The organism is uncultured Paenibacillus sp., assembly GCF_963515335.1.
GTDB lineage: Bacteria > Bacillota > Bacilli > Paenibacillales > Paenibacillaceae > Paenibacillus_I.
Genome location: NZ_CAUPYC010000040.1, coordinates 1 through 20,507, shown reverse-complemented (window position 1 = coordinate 20,507; position 20,507 = coordinate 1). Strand labels below are relative to the sequence as shown.

The window sequence follows — 20,507 nt, the reverse complement described above, 5'->3', positions numbered from 1 at the left end:
GTGCCTTGCGAGTGAAACAGAAAAAACAGGCGGCCGCGGGTAACGGCAGCACGAAAGTCATCAACATTCATCTGGACGCCTCGTTCTTTTTCGAGCGCGCGGTCCGTTCGCTCGACCGGTATCATTACGATAAGGCACTGAAATATTTTCGGCGCGCCGTCGAGTACGAACCGGACAATCCCGTCAACCACTGCAACATGGCGGGCATTCTGTCGGAGATGGGCAATTATGAGGAATCGAACCGCATTCTGAAATGGGTCGTCGACGAGCTCGATCCGACCATGACGGAATGCCATTTCTATATGGCCAACAATTTCGCGAACATGGAGATGTACGAGGCGGCCGAGGATTCGCTCGTGCACTATCTGGAAGAGGACGCGGAAGGGCAGTTTCTAGACGAAGCGGAAGAGATGATGGATTTGCTCCACTATGAGCTGGAGCGTCCGATGAAGCAGGCCGTCGTGAAATCGCGCGAAGGCATAGGGGAGCACGACAAGGCCCGCGCTTTGCTGGAGGAAGGCAAATTCGTCGAGGCCGTACGCATGCTCCATGACGTTGTGGCCAAGCATCCGGAGTTTATGGCCGCGCGCAACAATTTGGCTTTGGCCTACTATTATATGGGGCAGTTCGAGCAGGCGATGGATACGATCCGCGACGTGCTCAAGCTTGAACCGGGCAATTTGCACGCGCTTTGCAATCTGGCGATCTTCTATCGGCATGCGGGCGATGAGGGGCAGTTGGCTCCGCTTCTTGAGCTGCTGAAGAAGACGGTGCCCTTTCACCAGGAGCATGTGTTCAAGCTGGCGACGACGATGGGCATTCTCGGCCAGCACGATACCGCCTTCGGGCATTTCGGGCGGCTGCTTAAAGAGCTGCCGCAGCAGCAGGACCCATGCCTGTACCATTACGCCGCCGTAGCCGCCTGCAACATCGGGCGCCTGAATGAAGCCGAGAGGTTCTGGAAGCTGGCGGCCAGGCTGGATTCGGACTCGGGAATCGCAGGCTATTACCTGGAGCAGATGGACAATCTGCGGCAGGGGACGATGCCCGTGCCCTCCAGCTACCACTACCATCTGCCGTTCGAGGAGCAGTTCAAGCTGTGGGAGAAATCGTCCGACCCGCTGCCCGACCAGCTGAAGCGCGATCCGCTCATCCGCTCGTCCTTCTTCTGGGCGCTGCGGCACGGCGACCGGAACACGAAGCTGCAGGTCATCCAGGCGCTGGGCATGATTGCCGACGGCGAGGTGAAGGACGCGCTGGCCGACTTTCTGCTCGAGCCCGAGGAAGACGATTATCTGAAACGGATCGCCATTTTCGTGCTGCGGGGCATCGGCGTGACGGAACCGCTGCCGGCCGTGCTGGACGGCAAACGGACGACGGTCGAGCGCAACCGGATGCCGTCGCGGCTGCCGATCTGGAACGAGCGCTGGCAGACGGTGGTCGAGACCGCGCTGACGCGCATGCACAGCCGCTACGATATGGTACAGCAGCATGATTTGCTTACGTTGTGGGTAGAATTCCTGAGCAGGCTGTATCCCGAGACGCCGGTCATCCGGCGGGCGGAAGGCTGGGCGGCGGCGCTCGAATATTTGACGGCGAAGATGCATCGGCGCGCGGTCACGTATCAGGAGGTATCGTCCCGATACGGCGTATCCGTCGCCACGGCCAGCAAATACGTCAAATGGATCGACGACGTGTGCGGCATCCGGGAGAAGATGAAGACGATTTTTCCGGCCTTCGGCGACCTCGGTCCCGAGGCTTGAGAGCGATAGATGAAGGAGGGCAACCTGCATGAGCACCACGTACAAATCGATTATTATCGGCACCGGCCCGGCCGGACTGACCGCGGCGATCTATCTGGCGCGCGCCAACCTGAGTCCGCTTGTCATTGAAGGCCCGGAGCCGGGCGGACAATTGACGACGACGACCGAGGTGGAGAACTTTCCGGGCTTCCCCGAAGGCATTCTCGGACCGGACCTGATGGCCAACATGCGCAAGCAGGCCGAGCGGTTCGGCGCAACGTTCAAGACCGGCTGGGTGAACTCGGTCGATCTGTCGAAGCGTCCTTTCACTTTGCGGGTAGAAGGATTGTCCGAGCCGCTCGCGGCGGAAACGCTGATCCTCTCGACCGGCGCTTCGGCGAAATATCTCGGCATTCCGGGCGAGAAGGACAACGTCGGCCGCGGCGTCAGCACGTGCGCGACGTGCGACGGGTTCTTTTTCCGGGGCAAGAAGATCGTCGTGGTCGGCGGCGGCGACTCCGCGATGGAGGAAGCGAACTTCCTGACGCGCTTTGCGTCGGAGGTGCGGCTGGTGCATCGCCGCGACGAGCTCCGCGCCTCGAAGATCATGCAGGACCGCGCCCGCGAGAACGGCAAGATCAGCTGGAAGCTGAACCGAACGCCGCTCGAGGTCGTTGCGACCGGTATGGGCGTCACGGCGCTGAAGGTGCGCAACAATGAGACCGGCGAGGAAGAATTGATCGAGACCGACGGCGTATTCGTGGCGATCGGCCATACGCCGAACACGAAGTTCCTTGGCGGTCTGATCGACACCGACGAGCAGGGCTACATTGTGGTGAAGCCCGGCACGACGGAGACGAACGTGCCCGGCGTATTCGCTTGCGGAGACGTGCAGGACCAGAGGTACCGCCAGGCGATTACCGCGGCCGGCAGCGGCTGCATGGCGGCGCTGGATTGCGAGAAATTCCTCGAGGGCCACATGGTTCACGACTGGAGCAAGTCCCTGTAGGTTTGTGGGATGCTGCAGCTGCAACGACGGAAGCGGATAATCGAAACGAGCAAGGCGCCCCGGGGGCGCCTTTTTTCTTGCCGTATCGGAAGACGGACCCTCCTGTTCGTATACGCTTGCATAACCCGGCTTAAATCCCCGGGAGGCTTGTTCCAAGCGGGTTTGTCGTCCTTGACCTGAGGGTAGCGTTCGCTTATAGTTGGTACAGAAGCAGTTAACTATGTGATCGAGGTGGCCTAGTCATGTCAGAGAAGCTTTACGTCGGCGTGGATGTCGGCGGTACGACGATTAAAGTCGGGGTATGTAATCCGGAAGGGGGGCTTCTCCATACGTACGAAGGTCCGACCGAGAATGACAAGGGCGCGGAGCGCATTATGGAGAATATCGCCGCTTATGCCCAGCTCTCCGTCAGCCGGCTGTCCCGTTCCTGGGACGAGGTGGAAGGCGTCGGCGTAGGCATCGCCGGTTTTCTGGATATCCCGAACGGCGTCGTCGTATTGGCACCGAACCTGAACTTGAACAACGCCCGCGTAAAGGATTTTCTTATTCCGCGCCTCGGCAAACCGGTACTCATCAATAACGACGCGAACGTCGCGGCGCTTGGCGAAGCCTGGGCCGGAGCAGGACGCGGCGTGTCCGATTGCGTTGTCTATACGCTCGGTACCGGCGTTGGGGGAGGGGTTATCATCAACGGCCGGATTGTGGAGGGCCACAATGCCGCGGCGGGCGAGCTCGGCCATATCGCCATCGTGCCGGACCTGGAAGCGATCCAGTGCGGCTGCGGCAAGATGGGCTGTCTGGAGACCGTCTCCTCGGCCACCGGAATCATCCGGATGGCAAAGGATGCGGTGGCCAGGGGCGAGAACACGACGTTGTCGCTTGTGGACAATATGATGGCAAAGGACGTCATCGATGCGGCGAAGGCCGGCGACGAGGTGGCGGCGCGGATCGTGAACCGCGCGGCTTATTATTTGGGCAAGTCGATGGCGGTAGTGGCGGTCGTCGTCAACCCGCAGCGTTTTATTATCGGCGGCGGCGTGTCCAAGGCAGGCGAGTATCTTTTCGAACAAATTCGAGAAGTGTTTTATAAATACACCCCTTCAGGCGCATCAAAGGGTGTGGAAATCGTGCCGGCCGAGCTCGGCAACAACGCCGGCGTCGTAGGCGCGGCGGGGTTGATTTTGCGCGGGTAGCGCCGTCGAATCGGGTTCAGTGCGGCTTAGCATGGAGGGGGGAACGCAAATGGATAACGGAACGGGGATGGCGAAGCTCGTCATCATTACCGGCATGTCCGGAGCGGGCAAAACGATTGCCGTGCAAAGCTTGGAGGATTTGGGCTTTTTCTGCGTCGACAACCTCCCGCCGGTGCTCATTCCGAAATTTGCCGAGCTGATCGAATCGTCCAAAGGCAAAATCGGCAAAGTGGCGCTTGTCATCGACCTGCGCGGCCGGGAGTTTTTCACCGCGCTGTCCGAGTCGCTCAATTACATGAAAGAGCACTATACGATCAGCTACGAGATTCTGTTCCTCGACGCTACGGACAGCGTGCTGGTCCAGCGCTACAAGGAAAGCCGGAGACGGCACCCGCTTGCGCCCGAAGGGCTCCCGCTGGAAGGCATCGCACTCGAGCGCAGGCTGCTTGAGGACTTGAAGGGACTGGCGACACAGGTTATCGATACGAGCAGCCTGAAGCCGGCCAAGTTGAAGGAGCAGATCGTCTCCCGGTTTACGAATGCGGAGCAGAAGACGTTCTCGGTCAACCTGACGTCGTTCGGTTACAAATACGGCGTTCCGATTGACGCGGATTTGATTTTCGACTGCCGGTTTTTGCCGAATCCGCATTATGTCGACCACCTCCGTCCGAACACGGGGCAGAATGCCGAAGTCTACGAATATGTCATGAAATGGCCCGAAACGCAAACCTTCCTGTCGAAACTGCTCGATATGCTCAATTTCCTTATTCCCATGTATGAGAAGGAAGGCAAGAGCCAGCTCGTCATCGGCATCGGCTGCACCGGCGGCAAGCACCGCTCGGTGGCCATTGCCGAGTATCTCGGACGCACGCTGGGCAGCAGCGATACCGAAACGGTGCGCGTCAGCCATCGCGACGCCGAGCGCGACCGACATTAATGGGGTGAATAAATGGAGCATCACGGTGAAGGCACGCGCAGCACCCCCCGAATCGTCGTTATCGGCGGCGGCACGGGATTGTCGGTTATGCTCCGGGGCTTGAAGGAAAAGCCGCTCGATATTACGGCCATCGTTACGGTGGCCGATGACGGCGGCAGCTCCGGCATTCTCCGCAGCGAGCTGCAAATTCCGCCGCCCGGCGACATCCGCAACGTGCTGATGGCGCTTGCGGATGTGGAGCCGCTGCTGACGAAGCTGTTGAAATATCGTTTTCCGACCGGAAACGGTTTAGCCGGCCACAGTCTGGGCAACCTGATGTTGGCGGCTATGACCGATATTTCCGGCGATTTCGTGACCGGCGTGCGCGAGCTGAGCCGGGTATTGGCCGTACGCGGCAAGGTGCTGCCGGCGGCGGCGCACGCTACGGTGCTGAAGGCGGAAATGTCGGACGGCACAATTGTGACAGGCGAGTCGATGATTCCGAAGGCGCGCGGCCGGATCAAACGCGTATTCATCGAACCGTCCTGGGTCGAGCCGCTTCCCGAGGCGGTGGAGGCGATCCGGTCGGCCGATGCGATCCTGGTCGGACCGGGCAGCTTGTACACCAGCATCATGCCGAATCTGCTTGTCCCGGAATTGGCGCAAGCGCTTATCGAATCGGATGCCGTGAAGCTGTTCGTCTGCAACGTCATGACCCAGCCGGGCGAGACGGACGGTTATTCCGTATCGGATCACCTGCACGCCATTCAGGAGCATCTAGGAGCATCGCTGTTTCATTACGTCATCGTCAATAACGGCGAGATTCCGCCCCAGGTCCTGCAGAAATACGCGGAGGAGGGGGCGAAGGCCGTCGAAGTCGATTACGGGGAGCTGAACGGCAGGGGGATAAAGGTCATTTCCGACCGCCTGGTCATGTTCAGCACGTATTTGCGGCATGACGCCGCGCGGCTCAGCCACCATATTTATCAGCTTGTGGAAAACTGGATGTCCCGAAAGAGGTGAGAGACGTGTCCTTTGCGGCGCAAACGAAAAAAGAACTGACGCTCCTTGAGGCGGACGATTGCTGCGAAATGGCGGAATTGTCGGCTTTGATCCGGATGAACGGTTCGGTTCAATTGTCCAGCCGTAAAGTCGTTCTCGATATCTCGACGGAAAACGCCGCGATCGCCAGACGGATTTATACGCTTCTCAAAAAAAGATTCGCCGTGCACACGGAGCTGCTGGTCCGCAAAAAAATGCGGCTGAAAAAAAACAACGTTTATATCGTCCGGATTCCGGCAAAGGTACAAGAGATACTGTCCGAATTGAAGATCGTTTCGGAAGGTTTTATGTTCAACCAAGGGATCGACAAGGAAATTTTGCGCAAGCCCTGCTGCAGGCGCTCCTATTTACGCGGCGCCTTTCTCGCCGGCGGCTCGGTCAACAATCCCGAAGGGTCGTCCTATCACCTGGAAATCGCTTCGCTGTATGAGGAGCACTGCAAGGCTCTCGTCGGGCTCGCCAACAAATTCAACTTGAACGCACGCTGTATCGAAAGAAAGAAGGGCTTCATTTTTTACATCAAGGAAGGCGAGAAGATCATCGAACTGCTCAACATCATCGGCGCCCATCAGGCGTTGTTCAAGTTTGAGGATGTCCGGATTATGCGGGACATGCGCAATTCGGTCAATCGGATCGTCAACTGCGAAACCGCTAATTTGAACAAAACGATCGGCGCCGCGGTCAGGCAGATCGACAACATTAAATTGCTGCAGAAGGAAGTCGGCCTGGAGAACCTGCCGGATAAGCTGCGCGAGGTGGCCGAAATCCGGCTGGCGCATCCCGATATGAACCTCAAGGAGGTCGGCGACCTGCTCAAGGGCTCCGTCAGCAAATCGGGGGTCAACCACCGGCTGCGCAAAATCGACGAATTGGCGGAAAAAATAAGAAACGGCCAAGGCTCGACAGTAGTCTAGGCATGCAATTAATGTTATAATAGTGCAAAAAGCCTAACACGTCTTCGTTCACAATAGGATACGTAGCGAGTGAAATCCTTATAGGGGGTATGTTTCATGACAAAGCAACCGGTTGTCGTACGTCTGAAGACGGGACTCCATGCAAGACCGGCGGCGCTGTTCGTGCAAGAAGCCAATAAGTTTTCGTCCGAGGTTTTCGTCGAGAAGGACGATAAGAAGGTTAACGCCAAGTCGATCATGGGCATTATGAGCCTGGCGATCAGCTCCGGCACGGAAGTTACGATCAGCGCGGACGGTTCGGACGCCGAGCAGGCTGTAACCGCTTTGGTCAATCTGGTCAGCAAGGAAGAACTGGAGAATCAATAAGCACAAGCACGTACGAAAGGGCGCCCGAAGGGTGCTTTTTTAGTTTGGGCGCGGGATAGCGGAATAACAAAAAGCCGCCCGTGAGGGCGGCTGACAGATCGTTATGAATTCGAGAGCTCCGGCGCTTCGATGTTGCGCGTGCGAAGCGCATCTTCGATCAGCTGGATGAATTCGTCGGACAAGTTCATCGCCTTGGCTTCGCGGTAAACTTCGAGCAGATGCTCGTCGTTCAGGGGGCGAAGCAGCATGGTCTTGTCCTGCAGCGGTATCGGGCATGATTCCGCTGTTTGGTGCGCCGTGAATGGTGTCGGACGACGGGAGACGGAAGAGGCGCTTGATCTGTTCAACGGTTCGTACTCTTTTACAGCGTTGCGCATGGTGAGAAATGGATTTGAAAAACGCATAAGCAGCACTCCAAAAATTCGTTTTCAAAACCTGTCTACAACTGTATGATTATGGCAGGTTTAGCTTGTCTTTATCATAGCATGGAGGAAGCTGTTCGTGTTCTCCATTTCACAGCCTCGAAATATGGTTGACAGATCGTGCAATGTATGATAATTGAAGAAAATGTAAAAACGCCCACCCTGCGACGGGTAGGCGCCTGTTATGCGCGGCCTTGATTAAATTTTCTCGATGACTTTGTCGACGAGGCCGTAAGCGAGCGCCTCTTCCGCGGACATGAAGTAGTCGCGGTCGGTGTCTTTCTCGATCCGGCTGAGCGGTTGCCCCGATCTCTCGGCAAGGATGGCGTTCAGCTTGTCGCGCATCTTCAGGATCCGTCTGGCGCGGATCTCGATGTCGCTGGCTTGCCCTTCCGCTCCGCCAAGCGGCTGATGGATCATCACTTCGCTGTTCGGCAGCGCGTAACGTTTGCCTTTCGCTCCGGCCGTCAGCAGGAACGCGCCCATGGAGGCCGCCATACCTACACAGATCGTCGAAACGTCGGGCTTAATGAACTGCATCGTGTCATAAATCGCCATGCCCGCCGTAATGGAGCCGCCGGGGCTGTTGATATACAGGCTGATGTCCTTCTCCGGGTCGTCGGCCGCCAGGAACAGCAGCTGAGCGATAATGGAGTTTGCGACCACGTCGTTGACGCCGGTGCCGAGGAAGATGATGCGATCCTTCAGGAGCCTCGAATAAATATCGTAAGCCCGTTCCCCGCGATTGCTTTGCTCAATAACCATTGGGACGAAATTCATGTCCACAAGTGCCCCCTCCAATCGTAAAGTCGATAATGGTTGTTAATCTGTACTCATCATAACGAATTCCGAAGTAAAAGTCAAAGATAGTCAAACTCAACGCGCAAAAAAACCGGCGGTGCCGGTTCGGTTCAACATTCGGTTTCAATCCGGAGTATAGATGGCGCGCCCGCTAGGAATCGAACCTAGATCTCAGGCTCCGGAGGCCTACGTCATATCCATTGGACCACGGGCGCAAGTCAGCAAAAGTTATTATAAGATAATCCCGGGCGAATTGCAAGAGCAACGGAAATAAAAATAGTGGAAGCCGAGCGCCGCCGGGCGAATGCGGGTTTGCCTTGAGCCTGATCGGCGGCGAAGCGGATTTCGGCCGCTATCGCTTGCTTTTTCACACGCGATCTTTTACAATGAAACAGAAGGAAAAGCATGACTGCCTTTTTTTTGACCCTGGTGGGACGGAAAAAGTTGCAGCGGGACGATTATCGTCCAGCAAGTTGGCGGGCCGCATGCGGCAGTGTCCGCAAGACTCTCCTTCCTTTACATATTTAACCGGGGAGTCGGGTAACCTACGCACATCCTGGGGAAGGAACGGGTGCATGACGTGAGAAAGCTCATTAATGTTCAGAAGCAGTTAATCCCGGACCTTTCCGATATGATGAAAAAAAGATACACGATTCTCCATCACGTTCGCTTAACCGGCCCGGTCGGACGGCGCACGCTGGCCCAGGCGCTTCATATGACGGAGCGGGTGCTGCGCGCGGAAGCCGAGTTCCTCGAATCGCAAGGGCTGCTCGACATCGGAGCCGACGGGATGCGCGCGACGGTCTCCGGCGAACGGCTGCTGGAGGAGATGGAGCCGCTGGTCAAGATGCTGTTCGGCATCACGGAGCTGGAGGAGGAGCTGCGCCGGCGGTTCGGCCTGAAGCAGGCGATAATCGTCGCGGGCGACTCCGACGATTCTCCGCACGTGAAGCAGGAGCTTGGCCGGGCGGCCGCTTCGATTCTTCGACGCTATGTGACGAAGGGCGATATTATCGCCGTCACGGGCGGCTCCACAATGGCTCAAATCGCGGAACGGATGACGCCCTCTCCGCAGTTCAAGGGCTGCCTGTTCGTTCCTGCGCGCGGCGGGCTGGGCGAGCGGGTCGAACTGCAGGCGAATACGATCGCATCGGCGATGGCGAAGCGGACGGGCGCCCAGTACCGCATGCTTCACGTGCCCGATCATCTTGGCGAGGAAGCCTATCAATCGCTGATTCAGGATCCGACCGTCAGCGATATCCTTGCTGATATCCGCAAGGCGCGCATCGTGCTGCACGGCATGGGCGACGCGCTCGTCATGGCCCGCAGGCGGCGGGTCGACGAACGGACGATGACCTCGCTGCTCGAGGAGGGCGCGCTGGCGGAAGCGTTCGGCTACTATTTCGACGAACAGGGACGTGTCGTGCATAACATGCCGACGGTCGGCCTGCGCATCGAGGACATCGACAACGCCGAGCTTCGCATCGGCGTCGCCGGCGGCGCGAGCAAGGGACGCGCCATCGCGGCCGTCATGCGGCACGGGCAGGAGGATGTGCTCGTGACCGACGAAGCGGCCGCTGAGCAAATGTTATCTTTGTAACTTGTGTGATTCCGGATAACTTCGGTTATCCTGATGAATAAATATGTTTTAATAATAGGAGGATGTACAAGAATGGTTAAAATCGGTATCAATGGATTCGGCCGCATCGGCCGCAATGTGTTCCGCGCCGCGCTGAGCAGCAAGGAAGTTCAAGTCGTGGCCGTCAATGACCTGACGGATACGGCGACGCTGGCCCATCTTCTGAAGTACGACACGACGCATGGCCGTCTGGATGCAACCGTCGAAGCGAAGGAAGGCGCGCTGATCGTCAACGGCCGCGAGATCAAAGTATTTGCGGAGCGCAATCCTGCGGACCTGCGTTGGGGCGACCACGGCGTAGAGATCGTCGTCGAATCTACCGGTATTTTCACGGCGAAGGAGAAAGCCGAGCTTCACCTGCAAGGCGGCGCCAAGAAGGTTATCATCTCCGCTCCCGCAACGAACGAAGACATCACGATCGTTATGGGCGTTAACGAAGACAAATACGATCCGAAGGCTCACACGGTTATCTCCAACGCTTCCTGTACGACGAACTGCCTCGCGCCGTTCGCGAAAGTGCTGAACGACCAGTTCGGCATCGTCAAAGGCATGATGACGACCGTTCACTCCTACACGAACGACCAGCAAGTGCTCGACCTGCCGCACAAGGACCTGCGCCGCGCCCGTGCCGCTGCAGAGAACATCATTCCGTCGACGACCGGCGCGGCCAAAGCCGTTGCACTCGTACTGCCGGAGCTGAAAGGCAAGCTGAACGGCATGGCCATGCGCGTTCCTACGCCGAACGTTTCCGTAACCGACCTTGTCGTGGAAGTGAAGAACAACGTAACGGTAGAGCAAGTTAACGGCGCCTTGAAGGCGGCTGCGGAAGGGCCTCTGAAAGGCATCCTGAACTACTCCGAAGAGCCGCTCGTATCGAGCGACTACAACGGCGACCCTGCTTCCTCCACGATCGACGCGCTGTCCACGATGGTCGTCGAAGGCAACATGGTGAAGGTCGTTTCCTGGTACGACAACGAGTGGGGCTACTCCAACCGCGTCGTCGACCTGGCCGCTTACATCGCCGGGAAAGGCCTGTAATCCCATAATCGCTTCAACGGATAAAGAGGAGAGACGCGAGCAACGGTTTCTCCTCTTTTAACCGCGTTAGGATGCACAGCCCCGCCGGTCGCCGGTATGACCGCATCAGGCAGGCGGGCAATCAGAGGAGGAACGGTTCATGAACAAGAAAAGTGTGAGAGACGTCGAAGTAGCCGGCAAACGCGTATTCGTGCGCGTCGATTTCAACGTGCCGCTCGAGAACGGCGCCATTACGGACGATACGCGCATTCGCGAGACGCTGCCGACGATCAAGTATTTGATCGGCAACGGCGCGAAAGTCATTCTGGCCAGCCATATGGGCCGCCCGAACGGACAAGTCGTCGAAGAGATGCGTCTGACGCCCGCGGCGACGCGTTTGTCCGAACTGCTCGGCAAGACGGTCTTGAAAGCCGACGAAGCGATCGGAGATGCGGTGAGGGCGCAAATCGCGAATATGAACGACGGCGACGTGCTGCTGCTCGAGAACGTCCGTTTCTATGCCGGCGAGGAGAAGAACGATCCGGAATTGGCGAAAGCTTTTGCGGAGCTGGCCGACCTGTTCGTGAACGACGCGTTCGGCGCCGCGCACCGTGCGCATGCGTCCACCGAGGGCATTGCTCATCACCTGCCGGCCGTATCCGGCCTGCTGATGGAGAAAGAGCTTGAAGTGCTCGGCAAAGCGCTCAACAACCCGGATCGCCCGTTTACGGCGATCGTCGGCGGCTCGAAGGTGAAGGACAAGATCGACGTCATCAACAAAATGCTCGAGATCGCGGACAACGTGCTGATCGGCGGCGGCCTTTCTTATACGTTCCTCAAAGCGCAAGGACACGAAATCGGCAAGTCGCTGGTAGACAATGAGAAGCTCGACCTGGCGCTCGGCTTTATCGAGAAGGCGAAGCAGCTCGGGAAAAACTTCCTGATCCCGGTCGATGTCGTTATTGCCGACGATTTCAGCGCGGACGCCAACACACAGATCGTCGACGTGGACGGCATGCTGCCCGAGTGGGAAGGCATCGACATCGGACCGGAAACCCGCGAGCTGTACGCCGACGTCATCAAAAAGTCGAAGCTGGTCGTATGGAACGGACCGATGGGCGTATTCGAGATCGAGCCGTTCTCGCACGGTACGCGCGTCGTGGCCCAAGCTTGCGCTGAAACGGAAGGCTATACGGTTATCGGCGGAGGGGATTCCGCCGCGGCGGCCGAGAAGTTCCGGCTCGCGGACCGCATGGACCATATCTCGACGGGCGGCGGAGCTTCGCTCGAGTTCATGGAAGGCAAAAAGCTGCCGGGCGTCGAAGCATTGAACGATAAGTAAGCCAAGCAGAGAGGATGGACGGACATTGAGAAAACCGATTATCGCAGGCAACTGGAAAATGTTCAAAACGGTCGGCGAGGCCGCCTCTTTCTTCGCCGAAGTGAAGGGCAAAGCCGAGATCGACGGCGTGGAGAGCGTCATCTGCGCGCCTTACACGGCATTGCCGGCGCTTGTTGAAGCGGCCAAGGACACGACGATCAGCATCGGAGCGCAAAATCTGCACTTCGAGGACAACGGCGCGTTCACCGGCGAAATCAGCGGCGTCATGCTGAAGGATCTTGGCGTGCAGTACGTCATTATCGGCCATTCGGAGCGCCGCGCGTACTTCGCGGAAACCGACGGGATCGTGAACAAGAAAGTGCACGCGGCGTTCAAGCACGGCCTGACGCCGATCGTCTGCGTGGGCGAGAAGCTGGAGGAACGCGAAGCCGGACAGACGAAGGATGTCTGCAAGGTGCAGACCGAAGCGGCGCTGCAAGGCTTGAGCGCGGAACAGGCGGCGAAGGTCGTTATCGCCTATGAGCCGATCTGGGCGATCGGCACGGGCAAGTCGTCGACGGCCGCCGACGCCGAGGATGTTATCGCTTATATCCGCGATATCGTGAAGTCGTCGGCGGGCGAGGCGACGGCGCAGGCGGTCCGCATCCAGTACGGCGGCAGCGTGAAGCCGAACAACATCGCGGAATATATGGCGCAGCCGAACATCGACGGCGCGCTGGTAGGCGGCGCCAGCCTGGAGCCGGCATCGTATATTGCGCTTGTCGAGGGGGCCAAGTAAGATGGCCGCACCGAAACCCGTCGCCTTGATCATCATGGACGGGTTCGGCCTTCGCCCGGAATCGCACGGCAACGCCGTGGCCCAGGCGAAGAAGCCGAACTACGACCGGTATATGGCGACTTACCCGAATACGACGCTGACCGCTTGCGGCGAAGCGGTCGGATTGCCGGAGGGCCAGATGGGCAACTCCGAGGTCGGCCACCTGAACATCGGCGCCGGCCGGATCGTGTACCAGGATTTGACCCGGATTTCGAAATCGATCCGCGAGGGCGAGTTTTTCGAGAACGAGACGATGCTGGGCGCGATCAAGCATGTTAAAGCGTTCAACAAGAAGCTTCATCTTTACGGTCTCGTATCGGACGGCGGCGTGCACAGCCATATCGACCATCTTGTCGCGCTGCTGGAGTTGGCCAGAAAGGAAGGGCTGACCGAGGTTTACATTCATGCGTTCCTGGATGGCCGCGACGTATCGCCTAACAGCGCGAAGGGTTATCTGGAGCGGCTGCAGGCGAAAATCTCGGAGCTTGGCGTCGGCCGCATCGCCACGGTTCAAGGCCGTTACTATGCGATGGACCGCGACAAGCGCTGGGAACGCGTCGAGAAATCGTACCGCGCGATGGTGTACGGCGAAGGGCCGCAATACAGCGATCCGATTCAAGCGGTCGTCGAATCGTACGAGAAGTCGGTCTTCGACGAATTCGTCATGCCGACCGTCATCGTCGGCGGCAACGGCAAGCCGGTTGCGCCGGTGGAATCCGAGGATGCGGTCATTTTCTTCAATTTCCGTCCCGATCGGGCGATTCAGCTGTCGCAGGTGTTCACGAACACGGATTTCCGCGGCTTCGACCGCGGCGAAGGGCATCCGCAGAATCTTTATTTCGTATGCTTGACGCTGTTCAGCGAATCGGTAGGCGGCTACGTCGCCTACAAGCCGAAGAACCTGGACAATACGCTCGGCGAAGTGCTCGTACAGCACGGCCAAAAGCAGCTGCGAATCGCGGAAACGGAGAAATATCCGCATGTCACGTTCTTTTTCAGCGGCGGGCGCGATGTTGAGCTTCCGGGCGAGACGCGCATCCTCATCAATTCGCCGAAGGTCGCCACTTACGACCTGAAGCCGGAGATGAGCGCCTACGAGGTGGCCGAGGCCGCGGTGAAGGAGATCGAGGCGGAGAAGCACGACGTCATTATCCTGAACTTTGCGAACCCGGATATGGTCGGACATTCCGGCATGCTGGAGCCGACGATCAAAGCGGTGGAAGCGACCGACGAATGCATGGGCATGGTTGTCGAAGCCGTGCTCTCAAAGGGCGGGGTCGCGCTGATTACGGCCGACCATGGCAACGCGGATCTGGTGCTGGACGATCAGGAACGGCCGTTCACGGCCCATACGACGAACCCGGTTCCGTTCATCGTCACGAAGGAAGGCGCCTCGCTGCGCGAGGGCGGCATTCTGGCAGACATCGCGCCGACGATGCTCGATTTGCTCGGCATCGAGCAGCCGGAGGAAATGACCGGCACGTCCATGATTGCCGAGAAATAAGATTCAAGCCCAGGCTTAGGCTTAAGCTACCCATAAAAACGAAAGAGGAGTGTTACCCGACATGTCTATGATTACCGACGTTTACGCACGCGAAGTGCTCGATTCCCGCGGGAATCCGACCGTTGAAGTGGAGGTTCATCTCGAGTCCGGGGCCAAAGGCCGCGCCATCGTTCCTTCCGGCGCCTCCACCGGGGCTTACGAAGCCGTAGAGCTTCGCGACGGCGACAAGGGCCGTTACCTGGGCAAGGGCGTACTGAAAGCCGTTGAGAACGTGAACGAGCTGATTGCGCCGGAAATTATCGGTCTGGACGCGCTTGACCAGGTCGCGATCGACCGCGCGATGATCGAGCTTGACGGCACGCCGAATAAGGGCAAACTGGGTGCGAACGCGATTCTGGCCGTATCGATGGCCGTCGCCCGCGCAGCCGCCGACGCGCTGGACATTCCGCTCTACACATACCTCGGCGGATTCAATGCCAAGGTACTGCCTGTACCGATGATGAACATCGTCAACGGCGGAGAGCATGCCGACAACAACATCGACGTGCAGGAGTTCATGGTACTGCCTGTAGGCGCACCGACGTTCCGCGAAGCGCTCCGCGTCGGCGCGGAAATTTTCCACAACCTCAAATCCGTTCTGAAGGAAAAAGGACTGAACACCGCTGTCGGCGACGAGGGCGGCTTTGCTCCGAACCTTGGCTCCAACGAAGAGGCGATTACGACGATTATCGCGGCGATCGAACGCGCAGGCTACAAGCCGGGTGTCGACGTGTACCTCGGCATGGACGTAGCGTCCACCGAGTTCTTCAAGGACGGCAAGTACCACCTCGAAGGCGAAGGCAAATCCTTCACCTCCGCCGAGTTCGTCGACCTGCTCGCTTCCTGGGTCGACAAGTACCCGATCATTACGATCGAGGACGGCTGCTCCGAAGACGACTGGGAAGGCTGGAAGCTGCTCACCGAGAAGCTTGGCGGCAAGGTTCAGCTCGTCGGCGACGACCTGTTCGTCACCAACACCGAGCGCCTGTCCACCGGCATCGAGAAGGGCATCGGCAACTCGATTCTCGTAAAAGTGAACCAAATCGGCTCGCTGACGGAAACGTTCGACGCGATCGAGATGGCGAAGCGCGCCGGCTACACGGCCGTGATCTCCCACCGTTCCGGCGAGAGCGAAGACAGCACAATCGCCGACATCGCCGTTGCCACGAACGCTGGCCAAATCAAAACCGGCGCTCCGTCCCGTACGGACCGCGTCGCCAAATACAACCAGCTGCTTCGCATCGAGGACGAGCTGGGCGGCACGGCTCAATACGCCGGCAAATCGGCGTTCTACAACCTCAAAAACTTCAAGTAAGCCGCATGGCAAAGCCCGGCCGCCGCATGAGCGGCGCCGGGCTTTTGCATGTCCTGGTAATCGTTTCCGGCCGTTTGCTTGTTCTCGCCTCCCGGTTAGGCAGACACGGTTTACCGGCGCAGGTATCGGTCTTTGATGACGTTGATATGATGGATTTCGTGGCCGACGATGACGTAAGCGGCGGCCCGAGCCGAAAGCGGATGGTTGTTGAATTCACCCTGGCGGAGCCAGGCGTCGCCCGGCAGACTGCGCAGCAGCGCGATCGTCGCGTCGCGGACGGCGGTATACTCCTCCATGATGTCGGACATGGGGAGAATGCCGAACGGCGCGTGCGCAGCGAACACATTCTCGTCGTAGCCCACAAGCCCTTTGGGGTCGTTGCGGGCGATCCGCAGCAGACGATAGGCCCACACGCGCTCATTATCGGTGAAGTGGCCGACGACCTCTTTCACCGACCACTTGCCTTCGGCATAGCGGTATTCGGCCTGCTCCGCGCTCAGCCCCTTAAGCAGCGCGATCGTATCATCCTTGCGTTTCTTCACTATTTCAATGATTTCGCCTTCCGGCACCAGCTTTACATACTGTTCCACCTGCGGCAAATACTCGCTTGCTTGCGGTTTTCCCGTCATTTGACATCCTCCTTAGTGTTTCGGTTACCTTTCAATGTAGGCTTGTTGCCGGGCGCTGTCAAGGCAGCCGCCTTTTCCCCCAACACACTGCGCCAAAATCGCAAACAATTCGCACCAAAACCTGACTGGTATCCCCTTTCTTCAGCGGTATAATAAAACTGCAAGCGCAAGCGCATGCTCAGATCCAACCCAAACTATGAAGAAATGGTGGTGACCTTCATGGCAAAACCGATCATCGGCATTCAAATGTATACATTCCGCGATTTGACGAAGGACGATCTGCCGGGCACGTTGAAGCAGGCGGCCGAAATCGGCTATCAGGCCGTGGAATTCGCGGGCTTTTTCGGACACTCCGCGAAGGAAGTCCGCAAGGTGCTGGACGACAACGGTTTGAAAGCGCCTTCGGCGCATATCGGCCTGAACCACGCGGAGCCGGACAAGCTCGAATCCGACCTGCAGCAGCAAATCGAATACGCGCAGGAGCTGGGGCTTGAGTATATCATTACGCCTTGGTGGCCGTTCCCGGACGTGCCGGGCGAGCAGGACCTGGAGCGGTTCATCGCGGCGATCGACACGGCCTCCAGGCTGGTGACGGCCGCGGGGCTGAAGTACGGCTACCACAACCATGATTTCGAGTTCAAAAAGATCGGCGGCGAAACGATCATGGATGCCCTGCTGGCACGCATTCCGGCGGAGCGCCTCATCGCCGAATTCGACCTCGGCTGGGTGCATGTCGGCGGCGCCAAGCCTGTCGACTATATCAACCGCTACAAAGGCCGCGTGCCGCTCGCGCACTTCAAGGATTTCGGCGAAGGCCGCAGCGATACGGAAATCGGGGCGGGCTCGGTCGACTTCGACAACGTGCTGACGGTTGCGGAGGACGCGGGTATTCGATACATCATCGTCGAACAGGAGCAGTTCAAGTCGTCGCCTCTGGAGAGTGCGCGAATCAGCCTTGAGTATTTCAGGAGCCGCGGTTTGGTTTAATGGAGGGGATGGAAGCTTGCAGGGCGTGAGTCTTTGCAGGCTTCCTTTTTGTGCCGAGAACCAAATTGTTGTATTAGCTGTCTGGCTGTGATACAATAATTTTACTGTGTTTGCCGTGGTTCCGATGCTATCGTCAATCGGCTATGGGAACGACTATTAGCTCCTGCCTGGAGGTGTAACTGTGGACATCGCAATGAAAATTTTGTTGATCATATTCTCGATCGGCCTGATCGCGGTTGTTCTTCTGCAGAAGGGGAAAAGCGCGGGCTTGTCCGGCGCGATCACCGGCGGCGCCGAGCATTTGTTCGGCAAGCAGAAGGCGCGCGGCCTGGACCTGTTCCTGCAGCGTCTGACGGTCGGACTGGCTGTCGGCTTTTTCATCCTGGCGCTGGTTGTAGCTTATGTAGTAGGAAACAACTAATGGAATGAACGAGATGAAGCGGACCGCTCGCCGGTCCGCTTTTCGTTTTTTCGGGGGTCGCGGATTCAATTGCCGCTTTTCGTGTATACTAAATGGTATATGGAAATCTATCACAGACCGCACAGAAGCCGATAGACGACAGACCGGTGCGGCATATGAGGTGAACCGACGTGGTGACGGAGCAGGAATTGCTCGATTTTATGCGGGAGACGGCGTACAAGCCGCTGACGTATCAGGAGCTGGAGCAGCATTTCGGAATCGATGAAGCAACCGATTTCAAGGTGTTCCTGAAGATGCTTAACGAGCTGGAGGAAGCGGGGAAAATCGTTCGGACCCGCAATGAGCGCTACGGCGTGACCGAGCGGATGAATTTGACGCGCGGCCGGGTGCAGGCGCACGCGAAAGGGTTTGCTTTTCTGATACCCGACGACAGGAACCATCCGGACGTCTATTTGCATGCCAACGATCTGAAAAGCGCGATGAACGGCGATATCGTCCTTGTGCGCGTTACGTCCAAAAGCGAGGGCGGCGGCCGGATGGAGGGCGAGGTCGTGCGCATCGTCCAACGCGCGATTATCCAGGTGGTCGGCACGTTCGAGCATCATGAGGCGTTCGGCTTCGTCATTCCCGACGACAAGCGGATCAACCGCGATATTTTCATCCCGCGGGAAAGCTTCGGCGGCGCCGTGACCGGCCAGAAGGTCGTCGCGAAGATCGTGAATTATCCGGAAGGCCGGTCCGCGGCGACGGGAGAGATTGTTGAAATCCTCGGCCACAAGGACGATCCGGGCGTCGATATTCTGTCGATCATCCGCAAGCATCAGCTGCCGGAAGGTTTTCCGGACGAGGTGCTGGCGGAGGCGGAAGCGGCGCCGGATTCGATCACGGAGGAAGAGATCGTCCAGCAAGGGCGGCGCGATCTGCGCGGCAAGACGATCGTAACGATCGACGGCGAGGATGCGAAGGATCTCGATGACGCGGTCAACGTGGAACGGCTCGAGAACGGCAATTACGTGCTTGGCGTTCATATCGCGGATGTGGGCTATTACGTGCGGGAGAGGTCCGAGCTCGATCAGGAGGCGTTTCGTCGCGGGACAAGCGTGTATCTGGTCGACCGTGTGATCCCGATGCTGCCGCACCGGCTGTCCAACGGCATCTGCTCGCTCAATCCGCAGGTTGACCGTTTGACGATGTCGTGCGAGATGGAGTTCGACGCCAAGACGCTCAAACGGGTACGGCACGATGTATTCACGAGCGTGATTCGCACGGCGGAGCGCATGACGTACTCAAATGTGCGCAAAATATTGGTGGACGACGATGCCGGGCTGAAGGAACGGTACGCCGAGCTGGTGCCCATGTTCAAGGTCATGGAGGAGCTCGCGATGAAGCTGCGGGCGAAGCGGATGAAGCGCGGCGCGATTGACTTCGATTTTCAGGAATCGAAAATACTGGTCGACGAGGACGGCAAGCCGTATGATATCGTCAAGCGGGAGCGCTCGGTGGCGGAGCAGATCATCGAGGAGTTCATGCTGGCGGCGAACGAGACGGTGGCGGAGCATTTTCACTGGCTGCGGGTACCGTTCCTGTACCGGATCCACGAAAATCCGGATTCGGAGAAGCTGCTGCATTTCGTCCAGTTCGCGTCCAATTTCGGCTATGTGGTGAAAGGCAAGGGCAATTCCGTGCATCCGCGCGCGCTCCAGGCTCTGTTGGAGGAAATCCGGGGCACGAAGGAAGAAACGGTCATCTCGACGATGATGCTGCGGTCGATGAAGCAGGCGAAGTACGATGCCGAGAGCCTCGGACACTTCGGTCTGGCGGCCGAATTCTATTCGCATTTCACGTCCCCGATCCGCCGTTATCCCGACCTGGTGATCCACCGCGTCATGCGCGAGGTACTGGAGTACGGGGGTGTGCTGCCGGAACAGCGGCAGGAGGCGCTGCAGGCGCGAATGCCGGACATTGCACAGCATTCGTCCGAGCGCGAGCGGGTCGCGGTCGAGGCGGAGCGCGACACGGAGCAGCTCAAGAAGTGCGAGTTCATGCTGGATAAGGTCGGCGAGGAGTTCGACGGCATTATCAGCAGCGTGACGAGCTTCGGGATGTTCGTCGAGCTGGAAAATACGGTCGAAGGGCTGATCCGGCTGAGCGACCTGACGGACGACTACTACCATTTCCACGAGTTGCAGATGGCGCTGGTGGGCGAGCGCACCTCGAAAATTTACCGCATCGGCGATGAGGTGAAGGTGCGCATCGAGCGCGTGAACATGGCCGACCATACGATCGACTTCGGTATGGTCGATATGAAGCCGCGCAGCGAAGGCGGCTATTGGAAGGGCGGCGCCGCCGGCGAGGGTCGCGGCGGCCGGGGC

Annotated in this window: 19 protein-coding genes and 1 tRNA gene; 16 read left to right on the top strand and 4 right to left on the bottom strand. The window is 58.4% G+C overall.

Going from position 1 to position 20,507, the window contains the following annotated elements; all coding sequences use genetic code 11:
• The first annotated feature begins 11 nt into the window (after window positions 1–11).
• The 7 genes from RWM61_RS13215 to RWM61_RS13185 all read left to right on the top strand — a co-directional run bounded on the left by RWM61_RS13215 (window position 12) and on the right by RWM61_RS13185 (window position 7,202).
• Complete coding sequence (locus RWM61_RS13215) at window positions 12–1,763, top strand: tetratricopeptide repeat protein (protein ID WP_314001486.1); 1,752 nt, start codon at window positions 12–14, stop codon at window positions 1,761–1,763.
• Between the two features lie 28 nt (window positions 1,764–1,791).
• Window positions 1,792–2,751 (top strand): thioredoxin-disulfide reductase, encoded by a 960-nt coding sequence (gene trxB, locus RWM61_RS13210; RefSeq protein WP_314001484.1) that lies wholly within the window; start codon window positions 1,792–1,794, stop codon window positions 2,749–2,751.
• A gap of 242 nt (window positions 2,752–2,993) precedes the next feature.
• Complete coding sequence (locus tag RWM61_RS13205; RefSeq protein WP_314001482.1) at window positions 2,994–3,944, top strand: ROK family glucokinase; 951 nt, start codon at window positions 2,994–2,996, stop codon at window positions 3,942–3,944.
• 49 nt (window positions 3,945–3,993) lie between these two features.
• A complete protein-coding gene (gene rapZ, locus RWM61_RS13200) occupies window positions 3,994–4,881 on the top strand; it encodes an RNase adapter RapZ (protein ID WP_314001480.1) in 888 nt (295 codons plus the stop codon).
• Window positions 4,882–4,893: 12 nt separating this feature from the next.
• A complete protein-coding gene (locus RWM61_RS13195; protein ID WP_314001478.1) occupies window positions 4,894–5,883 on the top strand; it encodes a YvcK family protein in 990 nt (329 codons plus the stop codon).
• Between the two features lie 5 nt (window positions 5,884–5,888).
• The gene (gene whiA, locus RWM61_RS13190) at window positions 5,889–6,836 is read left to right on the top strand and encodes a DNA-binding protein WhiA (protein WP_314001476.1); all 948 of its coding nucleotides are present in this window, start codon (window positions 5,889–5,891) and stop codon (window positions 6,834–6,836) included.
• A gap of 96 nt (window positions 6,837–6,932) precedes the next feature.
• Window positions 6,933–7,202 carry an HPr family phosphocarrier protein gene (locus RWM61_RS13185; protein ID WP_036581853.1) on the top strand — a complete coding sequence of 90 codons (270 nt, stop codon included), beginning with the start codon at window positions 6,933–6,935 and terminating at the stop codon, window positions 7,200–7,202.
• A gap of 101 nt (window positions 7,203–7,303) precedes the next feature.
• Here the strand turns inward: RWM61_RS13185 and RWM61_RS13180 are convergent, their stop codons facing one another.
• From RWM61_RS13180 to RWM61_RS13170, 3 genes are all read right to left on the bottom strand, one after another.
• Complete coding sequence (locus tag RWM61_RS13180) at window positions 7,304–7,549, bottom strand: sporulation histidine kinase inhibitor Sda (protein ID WP_314001473.1); 246 nt, start codon at window positions 7,547–7,549, stop codon at window positions 7,304–7,306.
• Between the two features lie 273 nt (window positions 7,550–7,822).
• Complete coding sequence (clpP, locus tag RWM61_RS13175; protein WP_314001471.1) at window positions 7,823–8,404, bottom strand: ATP-dependent Clp endopeptidase proteolytic subunit ClpP; 582 nt, start codon at window positions 8,402–8,404, stop codon at window positions 7,823–7,825.
• Between the two features lie 161 nt (window positions 8,405–8,565).
• A tRNA-Arg gene (locus tag RWM61_RS13170) sits at window positions 8,566–8,640 on the bottom strand.
• A 416-nt stretch (window positions 8,641–9,056) separates the two neighbouring features.
• On the opposite strand from RWM61_RS13170, the gene RWM61_RS13165 reads away from it, so the two are divergent.
• From RWM61_RS13165 to eno, 6 genes are all read left to right on the top strand, one after another.
• Complete coding sequence (locus tag RWM61_RS13165) at window positions 9,057–10,025, top strand: sugar-binding transcriptional regulator (protein WP_399538586.1); 969 nt, start codon at window positions 9,057–9,059, stop codon at window positions 10,023–10,025.
• Window positions 10,026–10,097: 72 nt separating this feature from the next.
• On the top strand, window positions 10,098–11,102 hold the full coding sequence (gene gap, locus RWM61_RS13160) for a type I glyceraldehyde-3-phosphate dehydrogenase (RefSeq protein WP_314001469.1): 1,005 nt from the start codon (window positions 10,098–10,100) through the stop codon (window positions 11,100–11,102).
• A gap of 139 nt (window positions 11,103–11,241) precedes the next feature.
• Window positions 11,242–12,423 (top strand): phosphoglycerate kinase, encoded by a 1,182-nt coding sequence (locus tag RWM61_RS13155; RefSeq protein ID WP_314001467.1) that lies wholly within the window; start codon window positions 11,242–11,244, stop codon window positions 12,421–12,423.
• A 25-nt stretch (window positions 12,424–12,448) separates the two neighbouring features.
• Window positions 12,449–13,201, top strand: a complete 753-nt coding sequence (tpiA, locus tag RWM61_RS13150) for a triose-phosphate isomerase (protein ID WP_314001465.1) — start codon at window positions 12,449–12,451, stop codon at window positions 13,199–13,201.
• Window position 13,202: 1 nt separating this feature from the next.
• Window positions 13,203–14,744, top strand: a complete 1,542-nt coding sequence (gene gpmI, locus RWM61_RS13145; RefSeq protein ID WP_314001463.1) for a 2,3-bisphosphoglycerate-independent phosphoglycerate mutase — start codon at window positions 13,203–13,205, stop codon at window positions 14,742–14,744.
• Window positions 14,745–14,805: 61 nt separating this feature from the next.
• Window positions 14,806–16,098 carry a phosphopyruvate hydratase gene (gene eno / locus RWM61_RS13140; RefSeq protein ID WP_314001461.1) on the top strand — a complete coding sequence of 431 codons (1,293 nt, stop codon included), beginning with the start codon at window positions 14,806–14,808 and terminating at the stop codon, window positions 16,096–16,098.
• A 110-nt stretch (window positions 16,099–16,208) separates the two neighbouring features.
• Here eno and RWM61_RS13135 read toward each other — a convergent pair whose 3' ends face one another.
• Complete coding sequence (locus tag RWM61_RS13135) at window positions 16,209–16,727, bottom strand: DinB family protein (RefSeq protein WP_314001459.1); 519 nt, start codon at window positions 16,725–16,727, stop codon at window positions 16,209–16,211.
• Window positions 16,728–16,946: 219 nt separating this feature from the next.
• Between RWM61_RS13135 and RWM61_RS13130 the strand changes: the two genes are divergently transcribed.
• The 3 genes from RWM61_RS13130 to rnr all read left to right on the top strand — a co-directional run.
• Window positions 16,947–17,714, top strand: a complete 768-nt coding sequence (locus RWM61_RS13130) for a sugar phosphate isomerase/epimerase (protein WP_314001457.1) — start codon at window positions 16,947–16,949, stop codon at window positions 17,712–17,714.
• Between the two features lie 181 nt (window positions 17,715–17,895).
• On the top strand, window positions 17,896–18,135 hold the full coding sequence (gene secG / locus RWM61_RS13125; RefSeq protein WP_314001455.1) for a preprotein translocase subunit SecG: 240 nt from the start codon (window positions 17,896–17,898) through the stop codon (window positions 18,133–18,135).
• Between the two features lie 170 nt (window positions 18,136–18,305).
• A partial coding sequence (gene rnr / locus RWM61_RS13120) for a ribonuclease R (protein ID WP_314001452.1) occupies window positions 18,306–20,507 on the top strand: 2,202 nt, incomplete at its 3' end.